General features: G+C 63.4%; 18 protein-coding genes. 6 read left to right on the top strand and 12 right to left on the bottom strand.

All coding sequences use genetic code 11. The features are described from left to right. Positions 1-6 precede the first annotated feature (6 nt). The 8 genes from leuB to grpE form a co-directional block, all read right to left on the bottom strand. The gene (gene leuB / locus Q0105_RS02075) at positions 7-1077 is read right to left on the bottom strand and encodes a 3-isopropylmalate dehydrogenase (RefSeq protein WP_298208214.1); all 1071 of its coding nucleotides are present in this window, start codon (positions 1075-1077) and stop codon (positions 7-9) included. A gap of 69 nt (positions 1078-1146) precedes the next feature. Continuing rightward, positions 1147-1797 carry a 3-isopropylmalate dehydratase small subunit gene (gene leuD / locus Q0105_RS02070; RefSeq protein ID WP_298208212.1) on the bottom strand — a complete coding sequence of 217 codons (651 nt, stop codon included), beginning with the start codon at positions 1795-1797 and terminating at the stop codon, positions 1147-1149. Between the two features lie 16 nt (positions 1798-1813). After that, a complete protein-coding gene (locus Q0105_RS02065; RefSeq protein ID WP_063461163.1) occupies positions 1814-1945 on the bottom strand; it encodes an entericidin A/B family lipoprotein in 132 nt (43 codons plus the stop codon). 11 nt (positions 1946-1956) lie between these two features. Then, a complete protein-coding gene (gene leuC, locus Q0105_RS02060) occupies positions 1957-3378 on the bottom strand; it encodes a 3-isopropylmalate dehydratase large subunit (RefSeq protein ID WP_298208208.1) in 1422 nt (473 codons plus the stop codon). Positions 3379-3399: 21 nt separating this feature from the next. Further along, complete coding sequence (locus Q0105_RS02055; RefSeq protein WP_298208206.1) at positions 3400-4389, bottom strand: LysR family transcriptional regulator; 990 nt, start codon at positions 4387-4389, stop codon at positions 3400-3402. A gap of 189 nt (positions 4390-4578) precedes the next feature. After that, on the bottom strand, positions 4579-5721 hold the full coding sequence (dnaJ, locus tag Q0105_RS02050) for a molecular chaperone DnaJ (protein WP_298208204.1): 1143 nt from the start codon (positions 5719-5721) through the stop codon (positions 4579-4581). 83 nt (positions 5722-5804) lie between these two features. Beyond that, on the bottom strand, positions 5805-7760 hold the full coding sequence (gene dnaK, locus Q0105_RS02045; RefSeq protein WP_298208202.1) for a molecular chaperone DnaK: 1956 nt from the start codon (positions 7758-7760) through the stop codon (positions 5805-5807). Positions 7761-7854: 94 nt separating this feature from the next. Beyond that, a complete protein-coding gene (gene grpE, locus Q0105_RS02040) occupies positions 7855-8406 on the bottom strand; it encodes a nucleotide exchange factor GrpE (protein ID WP_298208200.1) in 552 nt (183 codons plus the stop codon). 318 nt (positions 8407-8724) lie between these two features. On the opposite strand from grpE, the gene rpsF reads away from it, so the two are divergent. From rpsF to Q0105_RS02010, 6 genes are all read left to right on the top strand, one after another. Beyond that, entirely contained in the window at positions 8725-9114 is a 390-nt protein-coding gene (rpsF, locus tag Q0105_RS02035) for a 30S ribosomal protein S6 (protein ID WP_094285575.1), read from the top strand. A 15-nt stretch (positions 9115-9129) separates the two neighbouring features. Further along, positions 9130-9420: a primosomal replication protein N gene (gene priB / locus Q0105_RS02030; protein WP_298208197.1), complete on the top strand. Its 291-nt coding sequence runs from the start codon at positions 9130-9132 to the stop codon at positions 9418-9420. A gap of 18 nt (positions 9421-9438) precedes the next feature. Then, complete coding sequence (rpsR, locus tag Q0105_RS02025) at positions 9439-9720, top strand: 30S ribosomal protein S18 (RefSeq protein ID WP_005795932.1); 282 nt, start codon at positions 9439-9441, stop codon at positions 9718-9720. A 12-nt stretch (positions 9721-9732) separates the two neighbouring features. Then, positions 9733-10185: a 50S ribosomal protein L9 gene (rplI, locus tag Q0105_RS02020; RefSeq protein ID WP_298208195.1), complete on the top strand. Its 453-nt coding sequence runs from the start codon at positions 9733-9735 to the stop codon at positions 10183-10185. Positions 10186-10366: 181 nt separating this feature from the next. After that, the gene (dnaB, locus tag Q0105_RS02015) at positions 10367-11782 is read left to right on the top strand and encodes a replicative DNA helicase (RefSeq protein WP_298208193.1); all 1416 of its coding nucleotides are present in this window, start codon (positions 10367-10369) and stop codon (positions 11780-11782) included. An 81-nt stretch (positions 11783-11863) separates the two neighbouring features. Then, entirely contained in the window at positions 11864-12253 is a 390-nt protein-coding gene (locus tag Q0105_RS02010; RefSeq protein ID WP_298208191.1) for a VOC family protein, read from the top strand. Between the two features lie 79 nt (positions 12254-12332). Here the strand turns inward: Q0105_RS02010 and Q0105_RS02005 are convergent, their stop codons facing one another. From Q0105_RS02005 to Q0105_RS01990, 4 genes are all read right to left on the bottom strand, one after another. Beyond that, positions 12333-12875: a helix-turn-helix transcriptional regulator gene (locus Q0105_RS02005; RefSeq protein WP_298208408.1), complete on the bottom strand. Its 543-nt coding sequence runs from the start codon at positions 12873-12875 to the stop codon at positions 12333-12335. Between the two features lie 116 nt (positions 12876-12991). After that, on the bottom strand, positions 12992-14794 hold the full coding sequence (locus Q0105_RS02000) for a PhoH family protein (protein WP_298208189.1): 1803 nt from the start codon (positions 14792-14794) through the stop codon (positions 12992-12994). 213 nt (positions 14795-15007) lie between these two features. Further along, positions 15008-15493, bottom strand: a complete 486-nt coding sequence (locus tag Q0105_RS01995; RefSeq protein ID WP_298208187.1) for a peroxiredoxin — start codon at positions 15491-15493, stop codon at positions 15008-15010. Between the two features lie 226 nt (positions 15494-15719). Next, a complete protein-coding gene (locus tag Q0105_RS01990; RefSeq protein ID WP_298208185.1) occupies positions 15720-16091 on the bottom strand; it encodes an Mth938-like domain-containing protein in 372 nt (123 codons plus the stop codon). Between the last annotated feature and the right edge of the window lie 150 nt (positions 16092-16241).

Here is a 16241-nt window from a genome sequence, read left to right as displayed (position 1 = left end):
GTTAGGTTATGCCAGTGCCTTCACCACCGCATCCCCCATCTGCGCCGTGCCCACCTTGGTTGTGCCTTCGCTGTAGATGTCGGGCGTGCGCAGGCCCTGGGCCAGCACTTTTTGCACGGCGGCTTCGATGCGGCGGGCGGCTTCTTCCTGGTTCAGGCTGAAGCGCAGCATCATTGCAGCGCTCAAGATGGTGGCCAGCGGGTTGGCCACGCCCTTGCCTGCGATGTCGGGGGCGCTGCCGTGGCTGGGTTCGTACAGGCCCTGGTTGCTGCTGTTCAAGCTAGCCGAGGGCAGCATGCCGATGGAGCCGGTGAGCATGGAGGCTTCGTCCGAGAGGATGTCGCCGAACATGTTGCCCGTGACGACCACGTCGAACGCCTTGGGCGCCTTCACCAGTTGCATGGCGGCGTTGTCCACGTACATGTGCTGCAGCTCGACGTCGGGATATTCCTTGTGCACGTCGGTGACCACGTCCTTCCAGAACTGGAAGGTTTCGAGCACGTTGGCCTTGTCCACGCTGGTGACCTTCTTGCTGCGCTTGCGTGCGGCCTGGAAGGCGACGTGGGCGATGCGCTCAATCTCGGGGCGGCTGTAGCGCATGGTGTCGAAGGCTTCTTCGGCACCGGGGAAGTGGCCGTCCACCGCCGTGCGGCGGCCGCGCGGCTGGCCGAAGTAGATGTCGCCGGTCAGCTCGCGGATGATGAGGATGTCGAGGCCCGCGATCAGCTCGGGCTTGAGGCTGGATGCGCCCACCAATTGCTCGTAGCAGATGGCGGGGCGGAAGTTGGCGAACAGGCCCAGGTTCTTGCGCAGGCCCAGGATGGCTTGCTCGGGGCGCAGGGGGCGGTCGAGTGTGTCGTACTTCCAGTCGCCCACGGCGCCAAACAGGATGGCGTTGGCTTCCTTGGCGAGCTTGAGCGTGGACTCGGGCAGCGGGTGGCCATGGGCGTCATACGCCACGCCGCCGACCAGGGCGGATTCCATCTCGAACGGGAGCTCCAGCGCTTCCAGAACCTTCACGGCTTCGGAGACGATTTCGGTGCCAATGCCGTCACCCGGCAGAACTGCGATTTTCATTGATTGCTCTTAATTTGATAGCTTTTAGCGCTTATTCATCAAGCGCCAGGTGCCAATTTGACTAATATTTCAGGACACCATGGTGTGTGCGAGCCAGGGCTTGGTGGCCAGGCGCTGGGCCTCGAAGGCTTTGATCTTGTCGGACTGGCGCAGGGTCAGGCCGATGTCGTCAAAGCCGTTGAGCAGGCAGTATTTGCGAAAGGCGATCACGTCGAACGGGATCTCTTCGCCCTGGGGGCGCACGATGACTTGGCGTTCGAGGTCAATGGTGAGTTGGTAGCCGGGGAAGGCCGCCACTTCGTCGAACAACTGGGCCACGGTGGTCTCGGGCAGCACGATGGGCAAGAGGCCGTTCTTGAAGCAGTTGTTGAAGAAGATGTCGGCAAAGCTCGGTGCGATCACGGCGCGAAAGCCGTATTGGTCGAGCGCCCAGGGGGCGTGTTCGCGGCTGGAGCCGCAGCCGAAGTTCTTGCGCGCCAGCAGCACGGAGGCGCCTGCGTAGCGCGGCTGGTTCAGCACGAAGTCGGGGTTGGGCTTGCGGCTGGCGGGGTCTTGGCCGGGCTCGCCGTGGTCCAGGTAGCGCCATTCGTCGAACAGGTTCACGCCAAAGCCGGTCTTCTTGATCGACTTGAGAAACTGCTTGGGGATGATGGCGTCGGTATCGACGTTCTCGCGGTCCATCGGGGCCACCAGGCCCTTGTGCACGGTGAATTTCTGCATGGCTGCCTTGTCTGTCTTACTTGTTGGCGGCGCGCTCAAGCGCGCCCCCGGCCCGTTGGACGTCCTGGCCCACGCCCTTGACGGTGTTGCATCCGGCCAGCAGCAGGGCGGCGGACAGTGCGATGAGGGTTGCGGCAATTTTCTTCATGGCGGGCTCCTTCAGGCGAATTGGCGGATGTCGACGAAATGGCCGTGCACGGCGGCGGCGGCGGCCATGGCGGGGCTGACGAGATGGGTGCGGCCACCGGCGCCCTGGCGGCCTTCGAAGTTGCGGTTGCTGGTGCTGGCGCAGCGCTCGCCAGGCTCCAGGCGGTCAGCGTTCATGGCCAGGCACATGCTACAGCCTGGTTCGCGCCATTCAAAGCCTGCGGCCTTGAAGATCTGGTCCAGGCCCTCGCGCTCGGCCTGTTCCTTGACCAGGCCCGAGCCGGGCACCACCATGGCCAGCTTCACGTTGCTGGCCACCTTGCGACCCAGGTTCTTCACCACGGCGGCGGCTTCGCGCATGTCTTCGATGCGGCTGTTGGTGCACGAGCCGATGAACACCTTGTCGATGGTGATGTCGTTGATGGGCTTGCCCGGTTGCAGGCCCATGTAAGTGAGTGCGCGCTCGATGGCGCCGCGTTTGTTGGCGTCTTTTTCCTTGTCGGGGTCGGGCACGCGGGCGTCCACGCCCAGCACCATCTCGGGCGAGGTGCCCCAGGTGACCTGCGGCAGGATATCGGCAGCGTCGAGCTTGACCACGGTGTCGAACTTCGCATCGGCATCGGAATGCAGCGTTTTCCAGTACGCCACGGCCTGGTCCCATTCCACCCCGGTGGGCGACAGGGGGCGGCCCTTGACGTATTCGATGGTTTTGTCGTCCACCGCCACCAGGCCTGCGCGTGCGCCGCCTTCGATGGCCATGTTGCACACGGTCATGCGGCCTTCCATGCTCATGGCGCGGAAGACGGAGCCCGCGAACTCGATGGTGTAGCCCGTGCCGCCCGCCGTGCCAATTTTGCCGATGATGGCCAGCACCACGTCCTTGGGTGTCACGCCTTTGGCCAGAGTGCCGTCCACCTGCACCAGCATGTTCTTGGCCTTCTTGGCCAGCAGGGTCTGCGTGGCCATCACGTGCTCGACCTCGGAGGTGCCGATGCCGTGGGCCAGCGCGCCGAAAGCGCCGTGGGTGCTGGTGTGGCTGTCGCCGCACACCACCGTCATGCCGGGCAAGGTGGCGCCGTTTTCAGGGCCGATCACGTGCACGATGCCTTGGCGCTTGTGCATGAAGGGGAAGAACGCGGCGGGCGAGATTGTCGCCATGTTGTCGTTCAGCGTGGTGATCTGCTCTTTGCTGATCGGATCGGTGATGCCGTCGTAGCCGTTTTCCCAGCCCGTGGTGGGCGTGTTGTGGTCGGCGGTACCCACGATGGAGCTCATGCGCCAGACCTTGCGGCCCGCCTCGCGCAGGCCCTCGAACGCCTGCGGGCTGGTGACTTCGTGCACCAGGTGGCGGTCGATGTAAAGGATGGAGGTGCCGTCCTCTTCGGTGTGGACGACATGCTCGTCCCAGATCTTGTCGTACAGGGTGCGTCCCATGGCGTGGCTTTCTTTCTGCTTTCAGGTGGGTGATTGGATTTTAGTGTCGGGGGTCGCGGCGGGCGCGGCAGGCGCGGCCTCTTGTGCGTTGCGGGGTGCCAGGTGCTCGACCAGCAGGCGCGCGGTGACCGGCAGGGCGTCAAAGTCGCGGGCCACCACCCGCAGTTCGCGGTGGGCCCAGGCGTCGGTCAGCGGGATGGCCTGCAGGTTGCCCACGCCGCGCATCAGGGCAAAAGCGCGGTCGGGCAGCAGGCCCACGCCCAGGCCGTTGTCGATCATGCGGCACATGGCATCGAGCCCCGTGACCTGGATACGCTGGCGCAGCGGGCGCCCGGCGGCCGCTGCGGCTGCGCGCATGGCCAGGCTGATGCTGCTGTTGGCATGCAGGCCCACAATGTCCCAGTCGAGAACTTCATCAAAATTGATAGCTGCTTGCGCTGACAGGGCGTGCGCTAGCGGCACAACAAGCACCAAACGGTCTGAGCGGTACGGGCGGCTTTGCAAGCCGGGGCTGCCGCCTGTGTTGACTGTGCCGATGTTGCAAATGCCCAGGTCGGCGGCGCCCTCCTGCACTGCGTTCAGCACGTCGCTGGAGAGGTGCTCTTGCAGGTCGATCTTGATCTGGCTGTGCTCGCGTGCAAACGCGCCCAGGTCTTCGGGCAAAAACTGGAAGATGGCCGAGATGTTGGCGTGCATGCGCACATGGCCGCGCACGCCGTCGGCGTATTCGCTGAGCTCACCCTGCATGCGTTCGAGGCCAAACAGCACCGTGCGCGCATGGTGCAGCAGGCTCTCGCCCGCGGGTGTGAGGGTCACGCCCCGGCTGTGGCGGTAGAGCAGGGCGGTATCTACAGCGGTTTCCAGATCCGACAGGCGCTTGCTGACGGCCGATGCGGCAATGAACTCGCGCTCGGCCGCGCGGCCGATGCTGCCGAGCTCGCACACCGCCACAAACAGTTGCAGCGAGGTGAGGTCGATTCGGCGCGCAAAACTGCGCTCGGAGCTTTTCATGGGTTTTTGTGTTCTGCCACTTCTCGTTTCGAGAAGGTGATGGGTTATTTTCTTATAAAAGACCTTGCATTGCCATCGCCAACCGCGATGTCGTCCATCGCGTGTGCGGTCTTCTTGGTGCGCGCAGACATGAAAAAACCGCACGGGCTTTTCAGCACCGTGCGGTTGTCAGGAGGGGGCGGCAGGCGGTCAGCTGAAGAAGTTCTTCAGTCGGTCCGTCCAGCTCTCGCCGCTGGGCGAGTGGCGTGCGCCACCCTTTTTGAGCGAATCTTCCAGCTCGCGCAGCAGCTTGCGCTGGTGCTCGGTGAGCTTGACCGGCGTTTCCACCGCGATATGGCAGTACAGGTCGCCAGGGTAGCTGGCGCGCACACCCTTGATGCCCTTGCCGCGCAGGCGAAACTGCTTGCCGGCCTGGGTGCCTTCGGGGATGTCGATGGCCGCTTTGCCAGCCAGCGTGGGCACCTCGATCTCGCCACCCAGGGCGGCGGTGATGAAGCTCACAGGCACCTGGCAGTGCAGGTCGTCGCCGTCGCGCTCGAAGATGTCGTGTTTCTTCAGGCGGATTTCGATGTACAGGTCGCCCGGCGGGCCGCCATTGGTGCCTGGCTCGCCGTTGCCCGTGCTGCGGATGCGCATGCCGTCGTCGATGCCCGCAGGGATCTTCACTTCCAGCGTCTTTTGCTTCTTGAGCTTGCCCTGGCCGTGGCAGGTGGTGCAGGGCTCGGGAATGATCTTGCCCGTGCCGCGGCAGTGCGGGCAGGTCTGCTGCACGCTGAAAAAGCCCTGGCGCATCTGCACCGTGCCGGAGCCCGCGCAGGTCGTGCAGGTTTTTGCGCTGGTGCCGGGCTTGGCGCCGCTGCCGTGGCAGGTGTCGCAGCTCTCCCACGATGGGATGCGGATCTGCGCGTCCTTGCCGCGTGCGGCCTCTTCCAGGGTGATCTCCATGGCGTAGCTGAGGTCGCTGCCCCGGTACACCTGGCGGCCGCCCGCACCGCGCCCACGCCCGCCTTGCTGGCCGAACATGTCGCCAAAGATGTCGCCAAAGGCCTCGGCAAAGCCGCCAAAACCTTCCGCACCCGCGCCGGGGCCGCGCATGTTAGGGTCCACCCCGGCGTGGCCGTACTGGTCGTAGGCCGCGCGTTTTTGCGGGTCGGAGAGCATCTCGTAGGCCTCCTTGGCCTCCTTGAACTTCTCTTCGGCAGGTTTGGCCGCATCCCCCTGATTGCGGTCAGGGTGGTGCTTCATCGCCAGCTTGCGATAGGCCTTCTTGATTTCATCGTCCGAGGCGTTCTTGGGAACGCCCAGGATTTCGTAAAAGTCTCTTTTGGACATGGTTCTCCGCCAGGGGAAAAGGGGAACGCCGCGCCGCCTCCGGGGTGAGAGGCAGGGCGCGGCGGCTCAGGGGGAGGGCTGGATCAGCCCTTCTTGACTTCCTTCACTTCGGCGTCGACCACGTTGTCGTCGTCTGCGGGCTTGGCCGACGAGGATGCAGAGGCCGAAGCACCTGCGGCATCGGCGCCGCCTGGGGCCTGGGCGGCTTGTGCTGCCTGGGACTCGGCGTACATCTTCTCGCCCAGCTTCTGGCTGGCGGCCATCAGGGCTGTGGTCTTCTCGTCGATGGCGGCCTTGTCCTCGCCCTTGAGGGCTTCTTCCAAGGTTTTCACCGCGGCGGTGATCGCGTCCTTCTCGGCTGCGTCAAGCTTGTCGCCATGCTCGGCCAGGCTCTTGTTGACGCTGTGCACGGCGGCTTCGCCCTGGTTCTTGGCCTGCACCAGCTCCAGCTTCTTCTTGTCGTCGGCAGCGTTGAGCTCGGCGTCCTTCACCATCTGCTGGATTTCTTCTTCCGACAGGCCCGAGTTGGCCTTGATGGTGATCTTGTTTTCCTTGCCGGTGCCCTTGTCCTTGGCGCCCACGTGCAAGATGCCGTTGGCGTCGATGTCGAACGACACCTCGATTTGTGGCGTGCCGCGCGATGCGGGCGGGATGCCTTCGAGGTTGAACTCGCCCAGCAGCTTGTTGCCGGTGGCCATTTCGCGCTCGCCCTGGAACACCTTGATCGTCACGGCGGGCTGGTTGTCGTCGGCCGTCGAGAAGGTCTGTGCGAACTTCGTCGGGATCGTGGTGTTCTTGGTGATCATCTTGGTCATGACGCCGCCCAGGGTTTCGATGCCCAGGGACAGGGGGGTCACGTCCAGCAGCAGCACGTCCTTGCGGTCGCCCGACAGCACCTGGCCCTGGATGGCAGCACCCACGGCCACGGCTTCGTCGGGGTTCACGTCCTTGCGGGGCTCGCGGCCGAAGAATTCCTTGACCTTCTCTTGCACCTTGGGCATGCGGGTCATGCCGCCCACCAGGATCACGTCATGGATGTCGGACACGGACACGCCAGCGTCCTTGATGGCCGTGCGGCAAGGGGCGATGGTGCGCTCGATCAGCTCTTCGACCAGGGCTTCCAGCTTGGCGCGGGTCAGCTTGATGTTCAGGTGCTTGGGGCCCGAAGCGTCGGCCGTGATGTAGGGCAGGTTGATGTCGGTGGAGGCCGAGTTCGACAGCTCGATCTTGGCCTTTTCGGCGGCTTCCTTCAGGCGCTGCAGGGCCAGCACGTCCTTGGACAGGTCCACGCCCTGTTCCTTCTTGAACTCGCTGATGATGAAATCGATGATGCGCTGGTCGAAGTCTTCGCCGCCCAGGAAGGTGTCGCCGTTGGTGGACAGCACTTCGAACTGCTTTTCGCCATCGACGTCGGCGATTTCGATGATGGACACGTCGAACGTGCCGCCGCCCAGGTCATACACGGCGATCTTGCGGTCGCCCTTTTCCTGCTTGTCCAGGCCGAAGGCCAGGGCTGCAGCGGTGGGTTCGTTGATGATGCGCTTGACGTCGAGGCCCGCGATGCGGCCGGCGTCCTTGGTGGCCTGGCGCTGAGCGTCGTTGAAGTACGCGGGCACGGTGATCACGGCCTCGGTCACAGGCTCGCCCAGGTAGTCTTCGGCGGTCTTCTTCATCTTGCGCAGGATGTCGGCAGACACCTGCTGGGCCGACAGCTTGTTGCCGCGCACTTCGATCCATGCGTCGCCGTTGTCGGCGGGCACGATCTTGTAGGGCATCAGGTCGATGTCCTTTTGCACTTCTTTCTCAGTGAACTTGCGGCCGATCAGGCGCTTCACCGCATACAGCGTGTTCTTGGGGTTGGTGACGGCCTGGCGCTTGGCCGAGGCGCCGACGAGGATCTCGCCGTCTTCCTGGTACGCCACGATGGAGGGCGTGGTGCGGGCACCTTCGCTGTTCTCGATCACGCGCGTGGTGTTGCCTTCCATGATGGACACGCAGCTGTTGGTGGTACCCAGGTCAATGCCGATGATTTTTCCCATGATTTCTCTCCGAATGTTTGATTGGTTTGGATGGCTAGTAACTTGTGGATAACTTTTGGTGCTTCAAGTCATCCGCGCTGATTTATTTGGGGATTTACTTTGGGGCCGTGACGGTGACCAGGGCCGGACGCAGCACGCGCTCGGCGATCACATAGCCCTTTTGCAGCACGCTCACCACGGTGTTGGGTTCCTGGTCGGCAGGCACCACGCTGATGGCCTGGTGCTGGTGCGGGTCGAACTTGGCGCCTGCGGTGGGGTTGATGGCCAGCACCTTGTTGCGCTCCAGGGCCGAGGTCAACTGGCGCAGGGTGGCGTCGGCGCCTTCGCGCAGTTGCTCGGGCGTGGCTTCCTTGATGGCCAGGGCAGCATCCAGGCTGTCGGCCACGGGCAGCAGGCTTTCGGCAAAGCTCTCGATGCCGAATTTGCGGGCCTTGGCCACTTCGTCATCGGCACGGCGGCGGGCGTTTTCGGCCTCGGCCTTGGCGCGCAGGAACTGGTCGGCCAGATCGGCGCTTTTGGCCTTCAGCTCGGCCAGCTCGCCCTGCAGGCGTGCCAGCTCATCGGAGGCGTGGGCAGCCATGGCGGCTTCGACTTCTTCGGGGGCGGGGGCGCTCTGGGATGCGGTGGTTTGGCTGTGGTCTGACATGTCTGGTCTGAAAGTAAATAAACAGGACGCGCGAGAGTTGGGGGCGTTTGGCCACAAATCAAGGCCTGCGGCAGGGGTATGTCCTTGTGGGCCCCAGGTGCAACGCGCTTTGTAGTAAGGCATGTCGGCCCGGTCCCTTGGTTTTGCAAGGGGCCGGGCGTCCATCCGGCATCATTTTGGGGTGCCCTGGATGGGGCTGCGATGCACTAAGTGTACAAGCGGCGAAGGCCGGGCTATAATCGCAGGCTTTCCCTTGCCACACCGCACAACCCAGGAGGGTTGGGACGCAACGGGTGGTCTTACCCAAAAGGAGTATGCATGCGTCATTACGAAATCATTTTGTTGATCCATCCGGATCAAAGCGAACAAGTTCCAGCCATGCTGGAGCGCTACAAGGGCATGATCACCGCTGGCGGTGGCAAGGTGCACCGCGTGGAAGACTGGGGCCGCCGTCAACTGGCGTACCTGATCAACAAGCTGGCCAAGGCCCACTATCTGTGCGTGAACATCGAAGCCGACCAGGCCGTGATGGCTGAACTGGAGCACGCCTTCAAGTTCAACGACGCCGTGCTGCGCCACCTGACGGTTCAGAAGAAGAAGGCCGATACGGGCCCATCTTCGATGATGAAGACCGTCGAGCGCGAAGAAGCCCGCAAGGCCAGCCAAGCGGAATACGCAGCTGCCGGCGGCGAGCGCGGCGAGCGCTGATCCATCCTCGTTGGAGTGGAGAACCGCGTCGTCTTGACCGCATGTATCGCTGAGGCTGAGGCCCTGCGCTACACGCCCGCTGGATTGCCCGCCCTCACGCTGCGGCTCGAACACGAGTCACAGCAAACCGAGGCAGACCATCCCCGCGAAGTCAAGGCCGCCATGAAAGCCGTTGCCTTTGGTGCAATGGCCGAGCGTCTGGCAAGGCAGAACATCGGAAGTCTCTGGACTTTTCATGGATTTCTGGCCAGCCCGCGCAATGGCAAGACCGCAGTGCTTCATATCCAGGATATTCAACAAAATTAATTTTCCAAGGGGTCCGCAATGGCCACGTTCAAGAAGTTCAACAAAGATAAGCGCCCAAAGCGCAACACCCAATCCCTGCTGTTCAAGCGCAAGCGCTTTTGCCGCTTCACGGTGACGGGCGTTGAAGAAATCGACTACAAGGATGTCGACACGCTGCGCGATTTCATCGCCGAAAACGGCAAGATCATCCCCGCACGCCTGACCGGCACGCGCGCCATCTTCCAGCGTCAGCTGAACACCGCCATCAAGCGCGCTCGCTTCCTGGCCCTGGTGCCTTACAGCGACCAGCACAAGATCTAAGGAGCACAACCCATGCAAATCATCCTGCTCGACAAGGTTGTGAACCTCGGCAACCTCGGTGAAATCGTCAAGGTCAAAGACGGCTACGCCCGCAACTTCCTGATCCCCGCTGGCCGCGCCCGTCGCGCCACGGAAGCCGCCAAGGCAGAGTTCGAAGCCAAGCGCGCTGAACTCGAAAAGGCTGCCGCTGCCAAGCTGGCCGAAGCCCAAGCCCAAGGCGAAAAGCTGGCTGGCACCACCGTCAAGCTGACCCAAAAGGCTGGCGTGGACGGCCGTCTGTTTGGTTCCGTGACCAACCACGACATCGCCGAAGAGCTGAACAAGCAAGGCTACAAGATCGTCAAGGCGCAGGTTCGCCTGCCCAACGGCCCGATCAAGGTCGTGAGCGAAAGCACGGTGAACGTTGCTCTGCACACGGACGTGGTCGTGGAAGTGACCGTTTCGGTGTACGGCGAAACCGCCTGAGGCACCTCGGTGTTTCACCAGAAGCCGCCCTCGGGCGGCTTTTGTCTTTGGGTTCGCGGTATTTGTACATGATTGCCCACCGGTAATCCACGGATTACCCACAGGCTTGTCCCCCTGGCTGCTGCTTTGATGCGGCAGATCCAGGGAATGCATTTCATCAGGCTCTGCTCGGAGAAACTTTATGTCTGCTGTCTTTCCCCCGCTGGATGACCAAGGCTTTGCTTCGCCGCCCGACCGTGAGATCGCCCAGTTGCGCACGCCGCCGCACTCCATCGAGGCCGAGTCCAGCGTGCTCGGTGGCCTGCTGCTGGACAACAACGCCTGGGACCGCGTGGGCGACCTGCTGGTGGAGAGCCATTTCTACCGGCATGAGCACCAGATGGTCTATGCGGCCATTGGTGCGCTGATCAACGCCAGCAAGCCTGCTGACGTGATCACGGTGTTCGAGCACCTGAAGAACCAGGGCAAGGCGCAGGATGTGGGCGGGCTGGCCTATCTGAACAACCTGGCGCAATACGTTCCGAGCGCCAGCAACATCCGCCGCTATGCGGAAATCGTGCGCGAGCGCGCCATCCTGCGCAAGCTGGTCACGGCCAGCGATGAGATCTCGACCAACGCCTTCAACCCGCAAGGCAAAACGGTCGAGCGCATTCTGGACGAGGCCGAGGCCAAGATTTTTGCCATTGGCGAAGAGGGCTCGCGCACCAAACAGGGTTTCCAGTCCCTCGACAACCTGGTGATCGACCTGCTCGACAAGGTGCAGGAGATGGCTGACAACCCGGTGGACGTGACTGGCGTGCCCACCGGCTTTGCCGACCTCGACCGCATGACCAGCGGCTTGCAGGCGGGCGACATGGTGGTGCTGGCGGCGCGCCCATCCATGGGCAAGACCTCGTTTGCGGTGAACATCGCAGAGCATGTGGCGCTCAACGAAGGCCTGCCGGTCGCCATCTTCTCGATGGAAATGGGCGCCGCCCAACTGGCGGTGCGTATCGTGGGCTCTATCGGCCGCGTGAACCAGGGCAACCTGCGCACCGGCAAGCTCACTGACGACGAATGGCCGCGCCTGACCGAGGCGATTGAAAAGTTGCGCACGGTGTCGCTGCACATCGACGAGACGCCGGGCCTTACGCCGGGCGAGTTGCGCGCCAACGCGCGCCGCCTGGCGCGCCAGTGCGGCAAGCTCGGCTTGATCGTGGTCGATTATTTGCAGCTCATGAGCGGCTCGGGCTCATCCAGTTCGGACAACCGCGCCACCGAGCTGGGCGAAATCTCCCGGGGCCTGAAGATGCTGGCCAAGGAACTGCAATGCCCGGTGATCGCGCTGTCGCAGCTCAACCGCTCGGTGGAGCAGCGCACCGACAAGCGCCCCATGATGTCCGACCTGCGCGAATCGGGCGCCATCGAGCAGGACGCAGACATCATCATGTTCATCTACCGCGACGACTACTACAACAAGGACTCCAAGGAGCCCAACGTGGCCGAGGTCATCATCGGCAAGCAGCGTAACGGCCCCACCGGCACGGTCAAGCTGTTCTTCCAGAAGAACCAGACGCGCTTCGAAAATCTGGCGATGGGCTCGGGCGACGATTACTGAGTGTCGCCAGCGGAAGGTGTCGTATTTTTCCAAGATGGCCCTGGCGTAATCGATCAAACTGCAGGCAACCAAGGAGTTTTCATGCAGTTTGGATACACGATTCTTTATGTGCCTGACGTACGTGCCACCTTGCAGTTTTACGAGCGGGCATTTGGTTTTTCCACCCGTTTCCTGCACGAAGCCGGCGATTGGGGCGAGCTGGAGACAGGCCCCACCAAGCTGGCGTTCTGCTCGGTGAGCATGCTGGCCCAGATGGGCAAGAAGACAGGGGTGCCCGACCCCGAGCGCCCATGCTCCGAAGTGGCGCTGCTGACGCAGGATGTATCTGCCGCCTACCAGCAAGCGCTGGCCCAAGGGGCGGCGCCGTTGCAGGAACCCACGCAAATGCCTTGGGGCCAGACGGTGGCCTATGTCCGCGACCTCAATGGCTTTTGGGTGGAGCTGTGCACGCCCATGGGAGACGCGGGCTGATTCCATTGCTAAATCAACCGATCACTTTGTCGGCTTCGTTTGCCGTGCGTGATCGATTGAGAAATGGAATGGCTTGCAGCTACGCGTAGCCCTCGGCGCCAAGCAGGGCCAGGCGCTCGGGGTGCGCGCGAAGCTGGCGGGGGGTGCACCCAAGCCAGTGCTGGAAAGACAGATTCATGTGCGACTGGTCTGCATAACCGTGCAGTGCCGCCACTTCCGCCAATGCCATTGTGCTTGCCAGGCTGTGGCAGGTTTGGCGCATGCGGGCCAGGCTGCGCCAGAACTGGGGCGGGTGGTGCGTGGCGCTGCGCAGCAGGCGCTCCAGCGTGCGCACGCCCACACCCAGCTCCCGGGCGGCTTGCCGGACGGATGGGGTGTGCGCCAGCGCGGTCAGGGCGTCCTGCACGCGCGCGTCGCAGTGCGTGGCTTCCAGCAGCCGTGCGCGAATGTCCTCTTCATCTTCCAGTGTGTCGGCAGCGCCTATGCGCGCCAGCAGCGCCTGGTCGATCTGCACCCCGGGGCGCAGCCGGTAGCCGCGCATGGCAGTGCCAGGCTGCAACTGTGCGGTTTCGGCCCGGTGGGCCAAGGTGAACAGGTGCCAATCCACACGCCCATCCGGCATGCGCACGCCGATCCAATCCTGGCAGCCGTCAGGAGGGATCCATGCTTGCAGCGCAGCGGGATCGCCGTCTTCGGGTGCGGCGTAGTCCCACGCGCAGAGGATGGGGTCTGGCGGGTTCAGAGCACCTCGCTCGCAAAGTCTGCCAGGCGCGAGCGCTCGCCGCGTGCCAGCGTGATGTGGCCGCTGTGCGGCCAACCCTTGAAGCGGTCCACCGCGTAGGTCAGGCCTGACGAACCCTCGGTGAGGTAGGGCGTGTCGATCTGCGCCAGGTTGCCCATGCAGATGATCTTGGTGCCGGGGCCCGCGCGGGTGATCAGGGTTTTCATCTGCTTGGGCGTGAGGTTCTGCGCCTCGTCGATGATCACGTACTTGTTCAAAAAGGTGCGCCCGCGCATGAAGTTCATGCTCTTGATCTTGATGCGGCTGCGGATGAGTTCGTTGGTGGCGGCGCGGCCCCATTCGCCTGCGTTGCCGCCGTCGCCCTTGGCCAGAAATTCGAGGTTGTCGTCCAGCGCACCCATCCAGGGGCCCATTTTTTCCTCTTCAGTGCCGGGCAGAAAGCCGATGTCTTCGCCTACGCTCACGGTGGCGCGGGTCATGATGATTTCGGTGTAGCGGCGGTCGTCCAGCACCTGGGTGAGGCCTGCTGCCAGGGCCAGCAGGGTTTTGCCGGTGCCTGCGGTGCCGGTGAGCGTGACAAAGTCGATCTCTGGGTCCATGAGCAGGTTCATGGCGTAGTTCTGCTCGCGGTTGCGCGTGGTCACGCCCCATACGGCGTTCTTGGCCGAGCCGTAGTCCTTGAGGGTCTGCAGCACCGCCGTTTTTTCGCGGATCTCGCTGACGCGCGCGAACAGGCTGGGCTCGCCGGGCGCCTCGAAGTACACGAACTGGTTGATCATCAGCTGCGGCACGATGGGGCCGCCGATGCGGTAGTAGGTGTGTGCGCCGCTTTGCCAGCTCTCCACGTTCTTGCCGCTCTTGGCCCAGAAGTCGGGCGGCAGGGCCAGCACGCCTGCGTACAGCAGGTCGCCGTCTTCCAGCGTCTTGTCGTTCTGGTAGTCCTCGGCGTTCAGGCCCAGGGCGCGCGCCTTGACGCGCATGTTGATGTCCTTGGACACCAGCACCACTTCACGCCCGGTCGGGTGTGACCCTCCCTCAGCGCGTGGCGCATGCAACTTGCTCAGGGCTTCGACCACGCCCAGGATCTGGTTGTCGGCCTTGCCTTGGGGCAGGCTGGTGGGCAGGCTGTAGTCGAGCGGCGCTGTCTGGAAGAACAAATGACCGCCCGCTGCGCGCTGGCCCGTGGAGTCGAGCTTGAGGCCCTTGGCCATGTCGGCGCCCTGGGCGGCGGCGAGCGCGTCGAGTGTGCGGCTGGCCTGTCGGCCGTTGCGGGCCACTTCGGTCATGCCCTTCTTGTGGCCGTCCAACTCCTCCAGCACGATCATGGGCAGGAAGATGTCGTGTTCTTCAAACCGGAACAGGCTGGTGGGGTCGTGCAGCAGCACGTTGGTGTCCAGCACGAAGAGCTTGGTCGGGCCTTGCGCGGCCGATTTTTTGCTGCGCGTGGTGGATGAGGTGGCTGGCGCAGCGCTGGCCGTCGCCGGGGCGGCGCTGGTCGTGCGCGCCTTGCGCCCACCGGCGGCGCGAGCGGTGGTGGGGGCTGGTGCCGCCGCAGGCTCGGGTGTGCGGGCGCGGGTTTCGACCTGGATGAGAGGTGGGGCGCTGGTCAACACGGCAGGTGTGGGTGTTGCGCCATCTGCCTTGCGCCCGGAGCGGGCCGAAGACGTTGTTGCGCGCGCGGGCGTGGCAACAACGGGCTCGTTGGCGGATGCCTGCGACACCCGGGGACGGGCCGTGACTTCAAAGGCTTCTGGCGCGAGGAGTGCAGCGCGCCGGCTGGGGGCGGGGGGCAGGGGCATGGTGGCAGGGCCTCGGTCGGTAAAGAGAGAAAGACGGGTCAGAAAGCAAAAAGCCGCCTGGAGGCCAAGGCGGCTTTTTGGAGTGGGGCAAACGTCGCGGAAACCAGGAGCATCAACCCATTATGCATACTCCGAGCGCCTTGCCGTGGCAAAACGAGCGGGGTGTCGCGCCGATGCTCCAGTGTACGAATCCGTGCGTGCCGGGGCGGGCGGTCAGGCGGCCTTTTTCAGGGTCTTGATGGACTTGACGGTCTTGAGGACCTCGTCCACGTGACCGGGCACCTTGAGGCCGCGCCACTCTTGCACCAGAAGGCCATCGGGGCCGACCAGGAAGGTGCTGCGCTCGATGCCCTTGACCTTTTTGCCGTACATGATCTTGTTCTTGACCACGCCGAACATGTGGCACATTTTCTCTTCGGTGTCGGCGATGAGCTCGAAGGGCAGCTCCAGCTTTTCCTTGAACTCGTCATGCGACTTCATGTTGTCGCGGGACACGCCGAACACGGCGGCGCCAGCTTTCACGAAGTCCTTGTACTTGTCGCGAAACTGCATGGCCTCCGTGGTGCAGCCAGGGGTGTTGTCCTTGGGATAGAAGTAGAGAACCAGAATTTGGCCAAGGTGGGAGGTGTTGGAGACCTTGATTCCACCAGTTGCGTTGGCTTCAAATTCAGGGAGGGGTTTGTTGACAACGATCGCCATATCACTTCAATCTCTCAGGATGTAGTCGTTGATAAGCCGGGGGAATGGGGTGTGTTATTGCTCTTGGTGGTGCCCCCGACCGCAACCGTTGATTTTACCCTGAAATCATCTTCTGGCCAAATGTAAGACAGTGTGTCGGAGTCGGGTGCTGCGCACTTCGGCAAGGCCGTGCATAGGTGCAAGCGGCCCGGTTGTGGCTTGCCGTGGCGCCTTGCCAGCCCTTTGTTCAGGCTTCAAGGATCAAGGCCGCCACCACGTTGCGGCCTTCGCTGGCGAGGATGTTGTAGGTGCGGCAGGCGGCGGGCGTGTCCATGGCCTCCAGCCCCAGTCGGCGGGCGAAAAGCGGGGCCAGCCAGGCCGGTGGCGGAAAGCGGTTGCGCGCGCCGCTGCCAAAGATCACGAGCTCAGCTTCCAGCGTGGCCAGTTGTGCAAAGTGCTCGGCCGTCAGGTCCTCGAAGCGCGCGCAGGGCCATGCCTGGCGCAGCCCCCCGGAGCCGATGATGACGCTGTGGGTGATCTTGTCCGCGTCGATGCCGATCCAGCCGGGGCCGTAGCCGCTGATGGTTTGTGCGTTGGATCGGTCGGGCTGGAATTTCATGGGCGTGGGAATGGGGGGCGAGGCGGGTGCAGCGGAGCGCTGCCGCCAGGGGAACACTTCTGTTCTGTGGTCAAATTATAGGTTTCGCCCAGATGCCAGCCGCCCTGGCTGCCATTGGGTTGTTTCCCGGCCTTATTGCTCCACCGTCAG

Origin of the sequence: Acidovorax sp. (assembly GCF_027492855.1) — a bacterium.
GTDB lineage: Bacteria > Pseudomonadota > Gammaproteobacteria > Burkholderiales > Burkholderiaceae_C > Acidovorax.
The sequence above is the reverse complement of the archived record's forward strand: the minus strand, read 5'-3'. Positions and strand labels throughout refer to the sequence as shown.